The following is a 19102-nucleotide window of genomic DNA, read 5'->3' on the forward strand; positions in this document are numbered from 1 at the left end:
TTGTTTTATTTTTTAAAGTGGGCAGCTACCCATTCACCAATCTTTTTATGACTAACATAATTGATACCAAACTCTTTACAAGTTTCGGTTATCATTTCAAGGTCGGGAGATTCGTAAAATCCGCTGAAGAAAATGCTTCCACTTTCTTTTAGTATTTCAGCATATCTTGAAATCTGATCAAGAAGGATATTCCTGTTTATGTTTGCAAGAATAATATCAAATGAGGTGCTAGGAATCACTTCTTTACCACCGCACAGTGCAGTTATATTTGTGATGTTATTTAATGCTGAGTTCTCTAATGTACTTTCATAGCAAACATCATCATTATCTATTGCAATTAACATTTTAGCTCCTCTTTTAGAAGCTAAAATGGCTAATATTCCAGTTCCACATCCCATGTCCAATATGATCTGATTTTCAACATCTGTAGATAGAATATATTGCATCATCATGGTTGTAGTTTGATGATGACCGGTACCAAAGGCCATTTTCGGATCAATCACTATCTCGTACTTATACTGAGGTTGTGGCTGGTGGAAAGTAGCCCTGACATAACACTGATCGTCAATAATTAATGGTTCAAAATTCTTTTCCCATTCTTCATTCCAGTTTTCCGCCGCGATCTCTGCTACTGCATAGGTATACTTAAGTTCACCTTCAAACTGGGCCATAACTTCTTTTAAAGCCTGCTCATTATAATGGTCAAGTCCTACAAAAGCATCGAATCCATCAGATGTATCCTCAAAAGTATTATAACCTATGTTTGCCAGTTCGTCAATCAATAAATCTTTTTGATATTCCTGAACCTCGGTAAAGCTGAAAGTAACTTGTATGTATTGCATTAAGAATTGAAAGTTTTAACGATGTCTACAAAATCTCTTGATTTTAAAGAAGCACCACCAATTAAACCACCATCAATATCATTTTGAGCAAACAGTTCTGCAGCATTTTTTGGATTACAGCTACCTCCATAAAGTATGCTGGTATTATCAGCAGTTGTCTGATCATATTTAGCTGCAATTTCCTTACGGATAAAAGCATGAACTTCCTGAGCCTGGTCAGATGATGCAGTTAAACCAGTTCCTATAGCCCATACAGGCTCATATGCAATTACAACTTTAGAAAAATCAGCAGCACTTAGGCCAAAGATTCCGTTCTCTAATTGAGATTTTAAAACTTCAAAATAGCTTCCGTTATTTCTCTCTTCAAGCGTTTCGCCAATACAGAAAATAGGAGTTAAATCATTTTGTAATACAGCAACTGTTTTTTGTGCTAACAATTGATCACTTTCGCCAAAATACTGGCGTCTTTCGGAGTGGCCAACGATTACATACCCACAGCCTACTGATTTTATCATTTTAGCTGAAATTTCGCCAGTATAGGCACCGCTTTCTTTCTCATGACAGTTTTCTGCACCGATACCTACCACGTCGCCACCAAGCTTAGCTAAACTGTTTAAATGAATATATGGAGCACAAATAACGGCTAACTGTTCACCTTTTTTTTCATCTTTAACCATGTTAACAATTTCTGAAAACAAGGATATGCCTTCAGCATAATCCAAATTCATTTTCCAATTTCCGGCTACTATCTTTTTTCTCATAATCTTTAATTAAAAATGTCTGTAGGTCTTTGTATCTTCAAAAACCTGGGTTAAAATATCTTGTTCTATTTTATTAAATTCTAAATTTCTGCGCTCGTAAACCTTAGCGGCGGTTTCAAACATTTTATTTAAGCTGTATACATCAAATCCCTGAGCCCCGCCCCAAGCAAAATCTGGGATAAAGTTTCTAGGGAAACCTGGACCAAAAATATTAGCACTTACACCAGCCACAGTACCTGTATTAAACATGGTATTGATACCGCATTTAGCATGATCAGCCATAATTAAACCACAAAACTGTAATCCTGTTTGACGAAAGCTTTCTTTTTCGTAATCCCATAACCTCACCTCTGCATAATTATTTTTAAGGTTAGAGTTATTACTGTCAGCACCGATATTACACCATTGCCCCATCACTGCGTTTCCTAAATACCCTTCATGCCCCTTTGATGAGTAACCCCAGATGACAGCGTTATTAATTTCTCCGCCTACCCTACTGTAAGGCCCAATAGTAGTTTGCCCATAAATTTTTGCGCCCATCTTAATTTGAGAATCATTACACAAGGCAAAAGAACCTCTTATATGGCAGCCTTCCCATACCTGGGCATTTTTTCCAAGATAAATAGGTCCGTTTAAACTATTAAAGGATGAGCATTCCGCTTCCGCTCCTTCTTCAGCAAAAATATTATCACCAATAAACGTATTGGTTGTACTTAATTCTACGGAGTTCCTGCCTTTGGTAAGTAGTGCAAAATCCTTTCTTAGTTCAATATCATTGAACTTAAAAATATCCTCTGGAACAGCAATCCTGATGAAATTACCAGAATATGTTATAATTTGCAGTTTATCTAGGGTATGAGTATCAAGATCGGCAGCATTTATTTTATATGCAATGACAATATCTTGCTTCTTTAAGCACTCACCATGTTTCAGATTAGATATAGCATCTAACAGACCTTCATCCGGACATACAGATCCATTGATAAATAATTCGGCACCAGATAGTGAAGGATATTTTACTGCCAGATAAGCTATTGTTAAAAATCCAGATTCGGCATCTAAATACTTTTCCCATTTTTGAGCAATAGTTAAAATCCCGATACGGAGATCTGCAACTGGCCGTGTGAAAGATAGCGGCCGTAGAGACTTCCACGCACTATCATCAAATAAATTGATTATCATAAGCGACAAAAATAAAAAAAGTCCCGAAGCAACAGCACCGGGACTTTAAAATAATTTTTTATTTTGGTATAATTACTTCTTAGCGTAACGAGTTTTGAATTTATCGATACGACCAGCAGTATCAACCAATTTCATTTTACCAGTATAAAAAGGGTGAGAAGTATGAGAAATCTCCAATTTATATAGAGGATATTCGTTACCATCTTCCCATTGAACAGTCTCTTTAGTATCTACACAAGATTTTGTTAGAAAAGAATATTCGTTAGACATGTCTTTAAATACTACAAATCTATAGTTTGATGGATGCAGATCTTTTTTCATATTGTTATATACTTATGTGTCGCTTATTTTTAAGGATGCAAATATCGTAATTTTATTTTTCAGAAACAAATAAGTGTGGAAAAATTATCTGCTATACTTTTTACGTGTTTCTATTTTCTGCTTTTGTCTTGCAATATAAGCATCAGCAATCACCTCTGCTGAGGGCAATTCAGAGTTACTAATCAACAAGGCTTTCAGTTTAACTTCATCAACATCAGTCCTGTATAAAATGTTCATCATTTTAGAAATATCATTATCCAACAAGTACGCAAATGCTTCAATTAGCCGTTCTCTCATTAACGCTTCTGTGGTCAGATTATCAATATCAAAATCCTTGCTAATAATATTACTCAGCGAAGTTAACTCATCCATCATTGCACTTCCTGACATAATTCAACCAAAACCCCATTGGCACCCTTTGGATGTAAAAAACATACCAGTTTATTATCAGCTCCTTGTTTTGGCTGCTCATTAAGTAATACAAAACCTTCTAATTTTAATCTTTCCATCTCCAATTCAATATTATCCACTTCAAATGCGATATGGTGTATCCCCTCTCCCTTCTTTTCAAGAAATCTGGCGATTGGGCTATTTTCAGAAGTAGCCGCAAGCAACTCGATCTTACTTTCTCCCGTTTTAAAGAAGGCAGTATTCACACTTTCGGAAGCTACTCCTTCCTTCTTATAACAAGAAGTTCCCAACAACCTTTCGTACAAATTACAGGAAAGATCAAGATCTTTTACTGCGATGCCAATATGCTCAATCTTCTTCATAAACGAATTAATACGTTAAACAAATGTAAAAATGCAAGTTTTAACTATACCGTCATAGGTATTAATTATAATTGTTGGTAATCTTTTTTCGTATCTTTGTCTATTAATAAGAATAAACAAAAACGATGGAACTTCCTATTTACTTAGATAATAATGCCACTACCCCTCTAGATCCTAGGGTCTTAGAAGCAATGCTACCTTATTTTACAAACAAATTTGGTAACGCTGCCAGCCGTAATCATGCCTTTGGATGGGTTGCTGAAGAAGCTGTTGATTACTCTCGTGAGCAAGTAGCCAAATTAATTGGCTGTACAGAAAAAGAAATCATTTTTACTTCGGGTGCTACAGAAGCAGACAATCTGGGTATAAAAGGTGTTTTCGAGATGTATCAGGATAAAGGTAATCATATCATTACCGCTACAACAGAACACAAAGCTGTTTTAGATACTTGTAAACATCTGGAAAAAGCAGGTGCAAGAGTTACTTATCTTAAAGTTAAAGAAGATGGTCTTATCGATCTTCAGGAACTTGAAGCGGCAATGACCGATCAAACTATTCTTGTAACCATTATGTATGGAAACAATGAAATAGGTGTTGTTCAACCAATCAAAGAAATATCGGCAATTGCTCATAAACATGGTGCTTTATTCATGACAGATGCTACGCAGGCAGTTGGTAAAATCCCTGTTGATGTAAACGCAGATGGTATTGATTTAATGGCATTTTCTGCTCATAAAATGTACGGCCCTAAAGGTGTAGGTGTACTTTATGTACGTCGTAAAAACCCAAGAGTTAAGGTAACAGCACAAATGGACGGCGGTGGTCACGAGCGCGGTATGCGTTCAGGAACATTAAACGTACCTGGTATTGTTGGCTTAGGTAAAGCTTGTGAACTTTGCCGTTTAGAGATGGATAGTGAAGCTAAACGCCTGTCTGGCCTTAGAGATAAACTTGAAGCTGCTCTTACTCAACTCGAAGAAAGCTATGTAAATGGAAATGTAAACCACCGTTTACCTCATGTTGCTAATATTTCATTTAAATATGTTGAGGGAGAAGGCTTAATGATGGCGATGAAAGATCTTGCTGTATCCTCAGGTTCAGCGTGTACTTCAGCTTCTTTAGAACCTTCGTACGTTTTAAAGAGCCTTGGATTATCTGATGATCTTGCGCACTCCTCTATCCGTTTCGGATTAGGTCGCTTTACAACTGATGAAGAAATTGATTACGCAATCGAAAACACTAAAAAAGCAGTTAATCACCTTAGAGACCTTTCTCCACTTTGGGAAATGTTTAAAGAAGGCATAGACTTAAGTAAAATTGAGTGGGCTGAACATTAATAATAGCCCCTTAATTAATAAAAATATAAATCATCTCTGTTAACAGAGATTTAAAGTAAGATAAAATGGCATATTCAGAAAAAGTAATGGAACATTATACCAACCCTAGAAATGTTGGTACTTTAGATAAAGATAGTAAATCAGTTGGTACAGGCTTAGTTGGTGCACCTGAGTGTGGCGACGTAATGCGTTTACAAATTGAGGTAGATGAAAACAACGTAATTACAGATGCAAAATTCAAAACATTTGGATGTGGATCTGCAATTGCATCATCTTCATTAGCTACCGAATGGTTAAAAGGAAAAACTGTTGATGAAGCATTAACTATTGACAATATGGATATTGTTGAAGAATTGGCTTTACCTCCGGTAAAAATTCACTGTTCAGTATTGGCAGAGGATGCTATCAAATCAGCAATTAACGATTATCGTGTTAAAAACGGTATGGCACCATTTGAATTAGCTAAATCTCATCACTAGGTAAATATTACAGATGTAGCAGTATCAGCTACAATATTTAACTAAAATGAGTGTAATTTGGTATACATTTTGAATATCATTATTAGAATTAATACTATTAAGACATGATCACGATAACAGATAAAGCAAAGAGCAAAATTGATCACCTTATGCAGGATTCGCATATGGATAGCAGCTATTTCTTACGCGTTTCAGTTAAAGGTGGTGGCTGTTCAGGTTTATCTTATAATCTAGACTTTGATAACGAAGAACAAAAGGGAGATCAGTTTTTTGAAGATAGAGGCATTAAAATAGCCCTTGATATGAAATCCTTTTTATACCTGGCAGGCACTGAACTTGATTTTTCTGATGGTTTAAATGGAAAAGGCTTTAATTTTAACAACCCAAATGCCAGTCGTTCCTGCGGTTGCGGAGAGAGTTTTTCTGTTTAACATACATTCACTATATTTGTAGAGGGCGCTTTTAGCGCCCTTTTTTATTATATAAAAGGCACCGATATATGCTGGTTGCATTTTTAAAAGGAAAAGTTTATCATTGCTATAACAAGCTAACCAATCATATAATATGGTATCATTCAACGAGTCGGCTACAATTCCCAGTTTACTGCGAAATGTAGTTGAAAACATTCATAAACCGGAAGAAACCTTTCTTATAGACAAAAAGAGTACTGAATGGGAGGAAATATCATTCAAAGAAACGCTAGACAATGCAGACGCGGTGTCAGTATTCTTTTTAAATAAGGGGATAAAGAAAGGTGACAGAATGGGCCTAATGATAGAGAATTCTCCTGAGTATGTGTACTATGACCAGGGAATACAGCAAATTGGAGCCATTAATACATCTATATATCCTACCCTTTCAGAACACGAAGTAGAGTACATCATAAATGATTCAGGTATCAAAGCTATCTTAGTCGGGAATACCTTCTTATATAAGAAAATACTGAAAATTGCAGGTAACTGCCGGCAGTTAAAATATATCATTCCTGCCTTTGCAGAATACACAAAAGTTACCGTCCCCGAAGATCTGAATGTAGAAATCATAAGTTTTGAAGAAGTTCTTAATACTAAAAGCAATCTGACGGAGGACAAATTAGCAGAAATAAAAGCGCTCAGGGATGCACTTAGTCCATCAGATATTTCTGCATTAATTTATACTTCGGGCACTACCGGAACTCCAAAGGGTGTAATGCTTTCTCATAGTAATTTCGTTGAAAATGTTAAGGTATGTTTACAACAAATCCCCGTTATTGATGAGACTGAAACATTTTTATCATTTTTACCCTTATCCCACGTTTTTGAGCGTACTGCAACTTATCATGTTTGCTGTGCACAGGGCTGTAAAATTGCCTTTGCCCAAAGCCTAGAACTACTGGCAAAAAATATGGGTGAAATAAAGCCAACTGTAATGAATTGCGTTCCCAGATTATTAGAAAGGATTCATGACAAGGCGATAAAAAGTGGTACAGCAGGAGACGGATTAAAGTCTAAAATCTTTCTTTGGGCCCTGGAAACGGGCAAGAACTACCGTCAGGAAAAAGAAGCAGGAAGATCACCTGGTATTTTTCTTTCAGCAAAGCGTTCAATAGCCGAGAAACTTGTTTTTAGTAAAATAAAGGAGAAAACAGGTGGCAGATTAAAATTTATGATCTCGGGTGGGGCGGCTTTACCTAAAAACGTTGGCGAATTCTTTGGAAATCTTGACATCAAAATACTTGAAGGCTTTGGACTGACAGAAACATCACCAGTTATGTCTGTTACCGAATATCACAGGCAGGTATATGGAACAGTTGGTCGCGTAATACCTGGTATTGAAATTGGCATACAGGATGTAGAAACCAAAGAAATGATTAACATCCAGACACACGAATCTTTTGACCCTAATTTTGAGTGCGCAGAAGGAGAAATAATTGTTCGCGGTCATTGTGTTATGCAGGGTTACTTCAATAAGCCAGCTGAAACCGCAGAAGCTATTGACAAACAAAATTGGTTTCATACAGGTGATATTGGCAGGTTCTACAGAGGTAATTTACAAATCACAGATCGACTAAAGAACATGATCGTGAATGCTTACGGGAAAAATGTTTATCCTACTCCGGTAGAAAACATCTACCTTAAAAGTCTTAAAATAGATCAGTTGTTTTTAATTGGCGATAAAAGAGAATATCTTACTGCAATCATTATCCCCAATAAAGAGAACCTTCAGGAAACATTTAAACTTCCTGAGTCATTTTTTCAAAAGCCAGAAGTTTTTATAAAAGAAAAAGAAATTATAGACTGGATAGGTCAGGACATTAAAAAGTTTTCAGGAGAACTTGCGAAATTTGAAAGAATTAAGAATTTTAAAGTTAAACGCAATCCCTTTAGTATTGAGGAGGGTGAAATAACACCAACCTTAAAAGCCAAAAGGAAAGTTCTTGAAAAAAAATATGCAGAGACCATTAACGAAATGTATACAGAATCTGTTGAGGCAGATTAATATATATTCTGATTTGTGCTGAATATTCCTATTTAATACAGACAAAAAATGTCTGTAAATACCTATTTTTGCATAATTTTAAAAATACAATACAAATAAAACTATACGGCTTAATGCCGGATACAAGAGATATATGAGTACAGGACTATCAGAATTAGAATTATTACGCCGTAATTCACTAAATCAATTGCGTGAATTAGGGATAAACCCCTACCCTGCTGAAGCATTTGAAATAAACGCAAATGCTGCAGATATTTTAGCGAACTACGAACGGGATAAAACGGCATATAAGAATATCAGCATAGCCGGCAGGATAATGACCCGCCGTATTATGGGAAGTGCTTCATTTGTCGAAATACAAGACGCTACAGGAAGAATACAAGTCTATTTAAAAAGGGATGATCTTTGTCCGGATGAGGACAAGACGCTTTACAATACAGTTTTCAAAAAACTACTTGACCTTGGAGATTTTATAGGTGTTAAAGGTTACGTTTTTACCACCCAAACTGGCGAGATTTCTATTCATGTTACAGAGTTCAAACTCCTTTCTAAAGCATTAAAACCTTTACCAATAGTTAAACGTGACGAAGATGGTAATATATATGATGGATTTACTGATCCTGAATTACGTTACAGGCAACGTTATGTTGATTTAACTGTAAACCCTGGCTTTAAACAAATCTTTATTAACCGCTCTAAGGTAATCAACACCATGAGAAGTTATTTTGATGACCAGGGATGGATGGAAGTGGAGACTCCTATATTACAGTCTATTCATGGTGGCGCTGCTGCACGTCCTTTTACTACACACCATAATACATTAGATATGCCGCTATACCTTCGTATAGCAAATGAGCTTTATTTAAAAAGGCTTATTGTGGCAGGGTTCGATGGTGTATATGAATTTGGCAAAATGTTCAGGAATGAAGGTATGGACCGTACGCATAACCCTGAGTACACTGCTATGGAAATCTATGTAGCCTATAAAGATTATATCTGGATGATGGCCATGGTTGAAGAATGTCTTGAAAAGATTGCGGTAACTATTCATGGATCTCCGGTTGTGAAGGTTGGTGAACATGAGATAAACTTTGAAGGTCCTTATGAAAAAATGACCATGTATGAGTCAATACAAAAATATACAGGCATAGATGTTTCTAACATGACTGAAGAGGAGCTAAAAGAAACCTGTAAAAGTCTCAATATTGAAATAGATACATCAATGGGTCGTGGTAAGCTTATTGATGAATTGTTTAGTGAGAAAGTTGAAGCAAACCTGATCCAACCTACATATATTACCGACTACCCTATTGAGATGACTCCTCTTGCTAAAAAACACAGAAGCAAAGAAGGTCTGGTAGAAAGATTTGAATTATTTGTAATGGGTAAAGAAATTGGCAATGCTTACTCAGAACTTAACGACCCCATCGATCAAAAAGAGCGCTTCGAAGATCAGCTGAAATTAGCAGACAGAGGCGATGACGAAGCTATGGCTATGGACGATGATTTTATCAGAGCCCTTGAATACGGAATGCCACCTACCTCTGGATTAGGAATAGGTATAGACAGGTTAGTAATGTTAATGACTAATCAGTCTACTATTCAGGAAGTGTTGTTCTTCCCTCAAATGAGACCTGAGAAAAAAGCGAAGATAACTACCGATGAAGATTTCGTAAATGCAGGTATTCCGGCTGAATGGGTTCAGGTGATTAGAAAAATGGGAATCAATACAATTGAAGAGTTAAAAGGTGCTAACCCAAACAAGGTTTTTAATGATCTTGGAGGTATGCGTAAGAAACTTAAGCTAGAATTAACCATGCCTTCAAAAGAAGACGTAACTGCTTGGTTTTCTTAACATAGAGATAACATAAACTTAAAGGCTTGCTACATAAAAACTTAGCAGGCCTTTTCTATTTTTAGGGCATATTAAAATTGATAAATTATGAACAGTTCAAGCCTTGAAATAACAGAAAAAGAATACTGCATCAAGCTAAGTAAAGAAGCATTTGACTTAACATTGATCCGTCAGCTGATCACAAGAATACAATCAGAGCAATTGTTCTTTAGCAGAAAGAAAGATTATCTTGAAGATGACATCATCAGCAGAAATTCAGAGAATTATGAACCTAATGAAAACTTTGACAGATTAAGCGAAAAATAAAAAGCCACATTTGTATGTGGCTTTAAGCTTCTTTTTATCTGTATCTAACCTGTTGTTGTCTATCCATCATTCCAAGCTGATCCTTCATTTGTTTTATCTGATCAGCAAGTAATTTATTCTTATCTGCCTTTTTTGCCTCTGTCAGATACATTTGCGCTTCCCTTTTATTTCTTTTTGCCATTGATATACCAGCTAAACTTAATTTAGCTAAGGCAATATTATGGTCCATATGTAAACCTAAAGAAAGCGCTTTCTTGAAATATTTTTCCGATTGCATAGGAGCCTTTCTTGATTCTATAAGACCTATCAAAAGGTTATAATAGCCTTGCTGAACTCTGATCAGTTGCTTTTCATAATTAGTGATTCTTTTCAGAAAAACTTCGGCCTTAATCATATTATCTTTTCTTAAAAACCACTGAGCAAGTAACATATTCTCATTATAAAAATATGTAACAAGAATCAGGATACTTATAAAAATCCCTAGAATACCCCAGCCCCAAAAACTGAAGAACATAAGGGCAATGGAAGCTCCCAACACAACAAAACCTACAATAAGACGAACTATATTTGGCATATCCTTTTATATTTTTTTTTTGCAAATATCGTGTTTAAATACCAAAAAACAGATTTAAAATTATAATTTCAGCAAAAAAGAAATGACGTTCCTTTCATGTTTTACCTAAAGATTTTCAAAATATGAATAGATTTACAAATCTTTAAATATGGAAAACACAACACAGCATATCAATAAGCAAATAGAAGACTATTTAACAGGTGAAATCATCCTATTAAATACTTGTACCCGCGATGCTGTAACGACATTTCCAGCGATGAGGGACAAGTATGATAACGAGTACCCCAAATATAGTCCTGAATCTGCTGCATTAGACGAATTACGGGTTTTATTAGAAGACCAGACTGTTACCATTGTTTTAGGAACATGGTGTGGTGATAGTCGCGAACAATTGCCTCATTTTCTAAAAACTATAGATGCATTGTCCCTTAATAAAAAAAACATAACTTTTATCTGTGTGGATAGGGCAAAAAAAGCAGAAAATGGGTTATTAGATAACTTAAATATAGATCGTGTACCGACCTTCATTATTTATGATAATGAAAAAGAGCTCGGTCGCATTATTGAAAAACCAATTATAAGTATTGAAGAAGATTTGGTACTTATATTATCAAAAAACTAAACATGTCGATTACTTTAGAAAAGAGCTGGCTTAAAGAACTAGATGCCGAATTTGAAAAAAGCTATATGAAAGATCTAAAAGCTTTCTTGCAGCAGGAAAAGCAAAAAGGCACTACAGTATATCCTAAAGGATCAGACATTTTCAATGCGCTAGATCACACACCATTTGATAAGGTTAAAGTAGTGATCTTAGGACAAGATCCTTATCATGGACAAGGACAGGCTCACGGTTTATCCTTTTCAGTTCAAAAAGGCATTACAATTCCCCCTTCTTTAAAGAACATTTATAAAGAACTTGCTACCGATGTTGAAGGATTTTCTACTCCTACTCATGGCAATTTAACCCAATGGGCAGATGAAGGAGTTTTATTACTCAATGCAACTTTAACGGTAAGAGCCCACGAAGCAGGTTCTCATCAGGGTAAGGGCTGGGAAATATTTACCGATAAAATAATAAGTCAGCTATCCGAACACAGAAAGGGGCTTGTTTTTCTTTTATGGGGTAGATATGCTCAAAATAAATCGGCGTTAATTGATCAGACCAAACACACTATTTTGACAGCAGCCCATCCCTCTCCTTTCTCGGCATATAATGGATTTTTTGGGTGCAAACATTTTTCTAAAGCCAATGCTATTTTAGAAAAACAAGGTCTTAGTGGAATTGACTGGCAAATTGTCTAAAAGAACTTAGTATTCCAAAGGAACGATTGGTTCCTTTTTGGTGGTAGACATGATCATCATTGTCTGAAAAGTTTTAACTACAGATATTTTGCTGATCTTATCCATAATTAAACGTTCATAAGCTTTAATATCATTAACGTAAACCTTAAGTAAGAAATCGGCTTGTCCTGTAACGTGGTGACATTCCGTAATTTCTTTAATCTGATTTACCTCATCCAAAAAGATCTGTATGGTATTATTTTTATGAAAATCAAGTTGAACTTGAATAAAGGTTTTAATACCTAAACCTAATTTCTCTTCGTCGACCAGGGCATGGTAGCTTTTGATAAATCCTGACATCTCTAATTTACGCACCCTTTCCAAGGTAGGAGCCGGAGAAAGTCCAATCTCCTGAGATAACAATAAATTAGTTATCCTTCCATTTTCCTGTAGTAATTTAAGAATTTTAAAATCAGTTTTATCTAGTTCTGCTGCCATTAGTTTTATTAATATTATGCAAAGGTAGAATAAGAATGCGTTACATGCCAAATTTTATTCTAAAAATATTACAATTATTTACAGTTTATTTCTTAATATTTTTTTAGATTTGTCTAAACTTATAGTTAGGCAACCATAAATGCAATCATTCACAGAGGAGAACTATCTCAAAATCATTTATCACCTTTCGCTTAATACTGAAAGCGCGGTACAAACCAATGCTATAGCCGAAAGAATACAGACTAAAGCGGCTTCGGTTACCGATATGATCAAGAAATTAGCCGATAAAAAGTTAGTTGATTATAAAAAATATCAGGGTGTAAAACTCACAGAATCAGGCAAAAATGCAGCAATAAACATAGTAAGAAGACACCGGCTCTGGGAGGTGTTTCTTGTAGAGAAACTGAATTTTAAATGGGACGAAGTACATGATATAGCCGAAGAGTTAGAGCATATCAAATCTCCAGAGCTAATTGAACGTTTAGATGAATTCCTCGCTTTCCCCAGGAATGACCCGCATGGCGATCCTATACCAGATAAAAACGGAAAGCTTGATAACACAGTATTTATAAAATTATCTAAACTCAAGACCGGAGATAAAGGCCTGATTATGGGAGTTAGTGAACACTCCTCAGTCTTTTTACAACATCTAGAAAAAATAGGTCTCACACTAGGTAAGCAAATAAGAATTACGGAAATCACAGATTTTGATGGTTCTGTAGAGCTAAGTATAGAAAACAAACAAATTAATGTAAGCCGGGAGGTGGCAAAAAGCATCCTTATTAAAATATAACATGAACAAACCCGAAACCAATACAAAGAATTCCGGCTCACTAAGTGAAGTACATCAGAGTGTTGACACCAGCAAAAGAACTGGCTGGCGACGTATCCTTTCTTTTATTGGCCCTGCTTACCTGGTAAGTGTTGGGTATATGGATCCAGGAAATTGGGCTACAGATATTGCGGGTGGTAGTAAATTTGGCTATCAGCTCATCTGGATTCTGCTAATGTCTAACCTCATTGCATTGCTACTACAATCGCTTAGCGCCCGTTTGGGTATTGTAAGAGGCCTCGATCTTGCGCAAGCGTCGAGAAACGGCTACCCGAAATGGGTAAACATTCCTCTTTTTGGCCTGGCACAAACAGCAATTATAGCTTGTGACCTTGCTGAGATTATAGGTATGGCAATTGGTTTAAACTTATTGTTTGGGTTGCCTTTAATATGGGGAATTAGCTTAACCATTTTTGATACTGTGCTCCTGCTTTTCTTACTTAATAAAGGAATGCGCAAAATGGAGGCCTTTATTGTTTCAATGGTTTTTATAGTGGGCGTTTCATTTTTAGTAGAGATGTTCATCGTAGAGCCATCCTTAAAAGAAATTGCGAGAGGCTTTGAGCCAACTATGCTGTCAGGAGAAGCGTTATACATAGCGATAGGTATTATTGGTGCAACTGTAATGCCCCATAATCTATATCTGCACTCATCACTGGTTCAAACCAGAAAATTTGAAAGAGATAATAAAGGAATCAAAGAGGCCATCAAGTTTAATTTCATCGATACAGCCGTAGCTTTAAACCTTGCATTCTTTGTAAATGCTGCCATTTTAATTCTTGCAGCCGCTGCATTCTATAAAAACGGTTTACATGAGGTTGCGGAAATTCAAGACGCCCATAAACTGCTTCAAAATATTTTCGGCAATGTTGCTCCAGCTCTTTTTGCCATCGCACTAATCGCCGCAGGACAAAGTTCTACCGTAACCGGCACCTTAGCCGGTCAAATTGTAATGGAAGGCCACTTAAAGCTTCGTATAGAGCCATGGTTACGCCGATTAATTACACGCTTACTGGCAATTATACCAGCTTTTTTTACTATATTATGGTTTGGCAATGATGCTTTAGGTGGTTTATTGATTTTAAGTCAGGTAGTATTAAGTCTTCAACTCGGCTTTGCAGTAATCCCACTAATCCACTTCACATCAGACAAACGCACGATGAAAGGATTCGCCATCAAAACATGGGTAAAAATTCTAGCTTGGGGAAGCTCCATCGTTATTGTTTCCTTAAATGTTAAACTCGTTGTGGAAGAAATTAAAACCTGGGGCGCTGATGGTGGTTGGTACGTTTATGCTATAATAGTTCCATTAGCTATACTTATTGGATTGCTTTTATTATACGTCTTCATATACCCTTTGATAAGTAAAATTAAGCGCGAACAAAATGTAACTCCACATGGCACTGCCCTTAATATAGATGAGGTTGAGAAAATCCACTACAAAAGAATCGGTATTACTGTCGATTTTTCTAAGAACGACAGAAACACAATACGACATGCTTTAATCCAAGGCGGCAAACAGGCCAACTACCATCTAATTCACGTAGTTGAAACAGCTGTAGCCCGCTACCATGGAGAATCGGCATTAGATTATGAAACACAAAGTGATACAGAAAATCTTGAAAAGTACCGTACTAATCTGGCGGAGCTTGGTTACAAAGCCACCATCCACATTGGCTATGGAGGTACAGTAAAAGCAATTGTAGATATTACTAATGAAAGTAATCTTGAACTGCTTGTTATGGGTGCCCATGGACATAAAGGTTTAAAGGACCTAATACTTGGAACTACAGTGAATTCTGTACGTCATAAAGTGACTATCCCAGTGCTTATTGTGAGATAAAATTGAGATATTAGCGGATTCTTATGAAGAACGATATCCAGATTAAAAATAAAAGGGCCTATTTTGATTACCACATTATTGAAAAGTATAATGCAGGAATTGCTTTATTAGGCACAGAAATAAAAGCCATCAGACAGGGTAAGGCCAATATGTCTGATGCATTTTGCATGTTTATAGGTAATACACTATACGTAAGGAACCTCCACATTTCAGAATACAGTCATAGTTCATTTCACCACCACGATATTAAACGCGACAGGGCATTGCTTTTACAAAAAAAAGAAATTAAAAAACTTAAAGTAAAAGGTGAAGAAAAGGGCTACACGATTGTCCCACTGCGGATTTTCACCAATGAAAGAGGATTTGCAAAGATAGAGATTGCACTGGCCCAAGGTAAAAAAGAATTCGACAAGAGAGATAGTATTAAAGACAGAGAATCGAAAAGAGAAATGGACAGGGCTATGAAATTCTAGCAGCTCTGCAAAAAATTACCAGGCCTGATCTCCAACCAGGGGTACAAACCTAAAGGTATCCAATTCTATCCTTTCATAATCGGTTTCGCTTACACGAATTACAGTTACCATTTTTTGTGAGTGCTCATCACCTACCGGAATTACTAAAATTCCACCAACTTTAAGTTGTTTAAGTAATATCTCTGGCACAAATGGGGCCCCCGCTGTTACAATGATCTTATGATAGGGTGCATGAGCAGCAATCCCTTTTGATCCATCGCCAAAAAAGAAATGAGCATTGTATCCCATTCCAGGCAAGACTCGTATGGTGTGTCTATAGATGCTTTCCTGGCGCTCAATAGTATACACATTAGCCCCAAGCTCCATTAAAACACAAGTTTGATAGCCAGATCCAGTACCAATTTCAAGAACCTTATCGCCCTTTTTTATATGTAATAATTCACTTTGATAAGCAACTGTATAAGGTTGCGAAATAGTTTGTCCGTCGCCAATTGGAAAAGCAATATCTTTATATGCCTGATTCCAGAAAGTTTCATCAAAAAAGAAATGACGAGGCACCTTGCCTATAGCTTTCAATACCCTTTTATCAGTAATACCTCTTGCTTCAAGGTGTTCAACTAATTTCTTTCTCGCTCCCTTTTCTCTGTAATTGTCAACAAACTTATACGCCATAGCACCCCAAAATTAGCCTTTTCAAATCTAATAAAGTTAATTATTTAGCTCCAAAAAGTTAAAAAAATGCTAATACGCACAAAATCAATCCTAATAAAAACTAGTAAGGATCAACATCCACCTGAATGTTTACTGCGCGATAGTCTTTTTCCGATTGAAATTGAACAATGGTATCTTTCAATATCGACTTTACCTTTTGCACCGAAGTATTTTTATCGCTCTTAATAATTACCTGTTTAATATAGTAATTTCTTACACGTGATACTAAGGGCTGTTCAGGCCCCAGTACTCTCCCCCCTAGCTGCCCTTTAAGAATGTTCGCAAACTTCTGCGAAGCCACGTTTAAAAGATCAGCATCTTTGTGCTTTATATTAATAAAAATGAGTCTTGTAAATGGAGGATAATTAAATTGCTTGCGTTCTGCAACTTCCTCATTGTACATTTCCAAGTATTTATTATCGATAACCTGATTAATAATTCTATGGTTATCATCATAGGCCTGTATAATTACTTTGCCTTGTTTATCCCTTCTACCGGCCCTACCTGCAACCTGTGCCAACAGTTGATAACTTCTTTCAAAAGCCCTGAAATCAGGATAGTTTAAGAGTGTATCTGCATTAATTACTCCAATTAGCGTTACATTATCAAAGTCCAATCCTTTAGCAACCATTTGTGTGCCGATCAAAATATCTGTCTTTTTCTCTTGAAAATCAGAAATAATCTGCTGCAGTCCATTTTTAGTCCGTGTACTATCTACATCCAACCTTGAGATTTTGGCTTCAGGAAAAATCAAACTCAGCTCTTCCTCCACCCTTTCGGTACCAAATCCTTTCTGTTCAATGTGAACCGATCCGCAAGCCGGGCAGACGTTAATACTACTTTGGTGATAACCACAATAATGACAATGTAATTTCCCACTTGTTTTGTGATAAGTTAAACTCACATCACAATTCACACACTTAGGTGCATAACCACAAGTACCACAAATTAAGATGGTGGCATACCCTCGTCTATTTTGAAACAAAATTACCTGCTCCTTATTTTCCAATGTAAAAGCAATCTCATCAATCAACTTGGTTGAAAAATAAGAAACCATTTTCTTGCGTTTCGTTTCTTCGGAAATACTAATTACTTCCTGTAAAGGCAAATCGACACCACCAAACCTTTCGGTAATTGTTACAAGACCATACTTACCGCTAACCGCATTATAATAGCTTTCAATAGATGGTGTAGCAGACCCAAGCACAATTTTAGCCTGATGCAAATGTGCCAGATAAACTGCCGCATCCCTGGCCTGATATCTTGGCGACGGATCGTGTTGCTTATACGAAGATTCATGTTCCTCATCAACCACAATTAATTTCAGTTCTTTAAAAGGCAGAAATACCGCAGAACGAGCGCCCAGAACCACGCGATATTTGCCATTTAATACCTTATTCCAAATCTCGACTCGCTCGTTATTGTTGAATTTAGAATGGTAAACACCAATAGCATCTCCAAAATAACGCTGTATGCGTTCTACTATTTGAGTAGTTAAAGCAATTTCAGGTAATAAGAACAATACCTGTCCCCCTTTTTCAATTGCTTTTTCAATCAGTTTTATATATATCTGTGTTTTTCCTGATGCAGTTACACCATGTAACAACATAACATCCTTAGCGAGAAAACCGTCTTCTATTTGTTGCAAAGCTCTATTTTGAGCTTCACTAAGTTCAAAATTTAACACAAAGTCATCGGCATTTTCCAGTAGTCTGCTAACCGGCCGCTTGTATACTGCGAAAATTTCTTTATCTACAAGCGTTTTAAAGGCCGCTGTACCACAAGCACTCTCTTCAAGCAATTGTTGCTTAGAAATAGTAGTCTGCTGCTTGGAAAGCTTTAAATAAGCCAAAAGCGCATTCAATTGTTTAGGTGCCCGCTCTAAAATCGAAAACAGGTGTTTTAAATTCTCCTCCTCATTGTAAAATGGCTGCAGAGAGACAAATGACTTTAACAGAGGTTTATATTTCTCTACCACTTCTTCAGCGATATAAACCATTCCTTTGCTCAGCAGGGAATTAATGATTGGATAAACCGTTTTTTGTCCCAATAATGCCGATACATCATCGATAGTTAATCTGGGTCTACTTCTTAAGGCATTTAAAATGATCTGCTCCTTATCTGTAAAAACGATCTCCTGAATAACCCCATCTTCATCAGAAAGCGGGCTTTCCTCCTTCAACACGATGATCGTTTCACTTGCCAGTTTCAGACCGGTTGGTAATGCTGCCGACAGGACGTCACCTTCATTACATAAGTAATAAGAAGTCATCCAATCCCATAAATTTAACTGCTCAGGGGTAATGATCGGATAAGCATCAACAACATCAATAATATACTTAGCCTCATAAACTTCAGGGGCCTCTTTACTGATACTTTTTACTAAGGCTGTATAGATTTTATTTTTTCCAAACTGAACTACCACACGTTTACCGMYCKCGATSTSMWMAWWTWATWYWWATSGWRYWCSATWWRWATNAAWTKWTNNNCAGANANAGMGGKMWWWYSWCCTNCAAYANNAWGAKWGTYTCWCTTTCAATAAATTCCGGATCAAGA

The 19102-nt window shown here is 36.4% G+C and carries 20 protein-coding genes and 1 pseudogene; 11 read left to right on the top strand and 10 right to left on the bottom strand.

Going from position 1 to position 19102, the window contains the following annotated elements; genetic code table 11:
- Positions 1-5: 5 nt before the first annotated feature.
- From prmA to mce, 6 genes are all read right to left on the bottom strand, one after another.
- Positions 6-842 (bottom strand): 50S ribosomal protein L11 methyltransferase, encoded by an 837-nt coding sequence (prmA, locus tag N824_RS18415; protein ID WP_048906618.1) that lies wholly within the window; start codon positions 840-842, stop codon positions 6-8.
- On the bottom strand, positions 842-1603 hold the full coding sequence (gene tpiA, locus N824_RS18420; RefSeq protein WP_048906619.1) for a triose-phosphate isomerase: 762 nt from the start codon (positions 1601-1603) through the stop codon (positions 842-844). The genes prmA and tpiA overlap by 1 nt, the downstream gene beginning before the upstream one ends.
- Positions 1604-1612: 9 nt before the next feature.
- A complete protein-coding gene (locus N824_RS18425) occupies positions 1613-2785 on the bottom strand; it encodes a putative sugar nucleotidyl transferase (RefSeq protein WP_048906620.1) in 1173 nt (390 codons plus the stop codon).
- Between the two features lie 72 nt (positions 2786-2857).
- Positions 2858-3106, bottom strand: coding sequence for a type B 50S ribosomal protein L31 (locus N824_RS18430; protein ID WP_048906621.1), 249 nt, complete (start codon positions 3104-3106; stop codon positions 2858-2860).
- 84 nt (positions 3107-3190) lie between these two features.
- Positions 3191-3496, bottom strand: a complete 306-nt coding sequence (locus N824_RS18435) for a hypothetical protein (RefSeq protein WP_235207195.1) — start codon at positions 3494-3496, stop codon at positions 3191-3193.
- Positions 3478-3879: a methylmalonyl-CoA epimerase gene (mce, locus tag N824_RS18440; RefSeq protein ID WP_048906623.1), complete on the bottom strand. Its 402-nt coding sequence runs from the start codon at positions 3877-3879 to the stop codon at positions 3478-3480. The genes N824_RS18435 and mce overlap by 19 nt, the downstream gene beginning before the upstream one ends.
- 125 nt (positions 3880-4004) lie before the next feature.
- Here mce and N824_RS18445 point away from each other — a divergent pair, with 125 nt between their 5' ends.
- From N824_RS18445 to N824_RS18470, 6 genes are all read left to right on the top strand, one after another.
- Entirely contained in the window at positions 4005-5216 is a 1212-nt protein-coding gene (locus N824_RS18445) for an IscS subfamily cysteine desulfurase (RefSeq protein ID WP_048906624.1), read from the top strand.
- Positions 5217-5281: 65 nt separating this feature from the next.
- Positions 5282-5695 carry a Fe-S cluster assembly scaffold IscU gene (gene iscU / locus N824_RS18450; RefSeq protein WP_048906625.1) on the top strand — a complete coding sequence of 138 codons (414 nt, stop codon included), beginning with the start codon at positions 5282-5284 and terminating at the stop codon, positions 5693-5695.
- A 104-nt stretch (positions 5696-5799) separates the two neighbouring features.
- Complete coding sequence (locus N824_RS18455; protein WP_048906626.1) at positions 5800-6126, top strand: iron-sulfur cluster assembly accessory protein; 327 nt, start codon at positions 5800-5802, stop codon at positions 6124-6126.
- 133 nt (positions 6127-6259) lie between these two features.
- Entirely contained in the window at positions 6260-8173 is a 1914-nt protein-coding gene (locus N824_RS18460; protein ID WP_048906627.1) for a long-chain fatty acid--CoA ligase, read from the top strand.
- 133 nt (positions 8174-8306) lie between these two features.
- Entirely contained in the window at positions 8307-10028 is a 1722-nt protein-coding gene (gene lysS / locus N824_RS18465) for a lysine--tRNA ligase (protein ID WP_048906628.1), read from the top strand.
- 87 nt (positions 10029-10115) lie between these two features.
- Positions 10116-10334, top strand: a complete 219-nt coding sequence (locus tag N824_RS18470; RefSeq protein ID WP_048906629.1) for a hypothetical protein — start codon at positions 10116-10118, stop codon at positions 10332-10334.
- Between the two features lie 34 nt (positions 10335-10368).
- Here N824_RS18470 and N824_RS18475 read toward each other — a convergent pair whose 3' ends face one another.
- Positions 10369-10908, bottom strand: coding sequence for a membrane protein (locus N824_RS18475; RefSeq protein ID WP_048906630.1), 540 nt, complete (start codon positions 10906-10908; stop codon positions 10369-10371).
- Positions 10909-11056: 148 nt separating this feature from the next.
- On the opposite strand from N824_RS18475, the gene N824_RS18480 reads away from it, so the two are divergent.
- Both N824_RS18480 and ung read left to right on the top strand, forming a co-directional pair.
- A complete protein-coding gene (locus N824_RS18480) occupies positions 11057-11530 on the top strand; it encodes a thioredoxin family protein (protein WP_048906631.1) in 474 nt (157 codons plus the stop codon).
- Positions 11531-11532: 2 nt separating this feature from the next.
- Positions 11533-12210: a uracil-DNA glycosylase gene (ung, locus tag N824_RS18485; protein ID WP_048906632.1), complete on the top strand. Its 678-nt coding sequence runs from the start codon at positions 11533-11535 to the stop codon at positions 12208-12210.
- Between the two features lie 6 nt (positions 12211-12216).
- Here ung and N824_RS18490 read toward each other — a convergent pair whose 3' ends face one another.
- Entirely contained in the window at positions 12217-12687 is a 471-nt protein-coding gene (locus N824_RS18490) for an Lrp/AsnC family transcriptional regulator (RefSeq protein ID WP_048906633.1), read from the bottom strand.
- Positions 12688-12826: 139 nt separating this feature from the next.
- Between N824_RS18490 and N824_RS18495 the strand changes: the two genes are divergently transcribed.
- From N824_RS18495 to smpB, 3 genes are read left to right on the top strand one after another with little or no spacing between them, the layout of a single operon-like run.
- On the top strand, positions 12827-13480 hold the full coding sequence (locus tag N824_RS18495) for a metal-dependent transcriptional regulator (protein WP_048906634.1): 654 nt from the start codon (positions 12827-12829) through the stop codon (positions 13478-13480).
- A gap of 1 nt (position 13481) precedes the next feature.
- Positions 13482-15362, top strand: a complete 1881-nt coding sequence (locus N824_RS18500) for an Nramp family divalent metal transporter (RefSeq protein ID WP_048906635.1) — start codon at positions 13482-13484, stop codon at positions 15360-15362.
- A gap of 23 nt (positions 15363-15385) precedes the next feature.
- On the top strand, positions 15386-15835 hold the full coding sequence (gene smpB, locus N824_RS18505) for an SsrA-binding protein SmpB (RefSeq protein WP_172659839.1): 450 nt from the start codon (positions 15386-15388) through the stop codon (positions 15833-15835).
- 15 nt (positions 15836-15850) lie between these two features.
- Here smpB and N824_RS18510 read toward each other — a convergent pair whose 3' ends face one another.
- Positions 15851-16507: a protein-L-isoaspartate(D-aspartate) O-methyltransferase gene (locus N824_RS18510; protein WP_048906637.1), complete on the bottom strand. Its 657-nt coding sequence runs from the start codon at positions 16505-16507 to the stop codon at positions 15851-15853.
- Positions 16508-16607: 100 nt separating this feature from the next.
- A pseudogene (priA, locus tag N824_RS18515) lies at positions 16608-19100 on the bottom strand (primosomal protein N').
- Between the last annotated feature and the right edge of the window lie 2 nt (positions 19101-19102).

The organism is Pedobacter sp. V48 (assembly GCF_000523515.1).
Classification (GTDB): Bacteria; Bacteroidota; Bacteroidia; order Sphingobacteriales; family Sphingobacteriaceae; genus Pedobacter.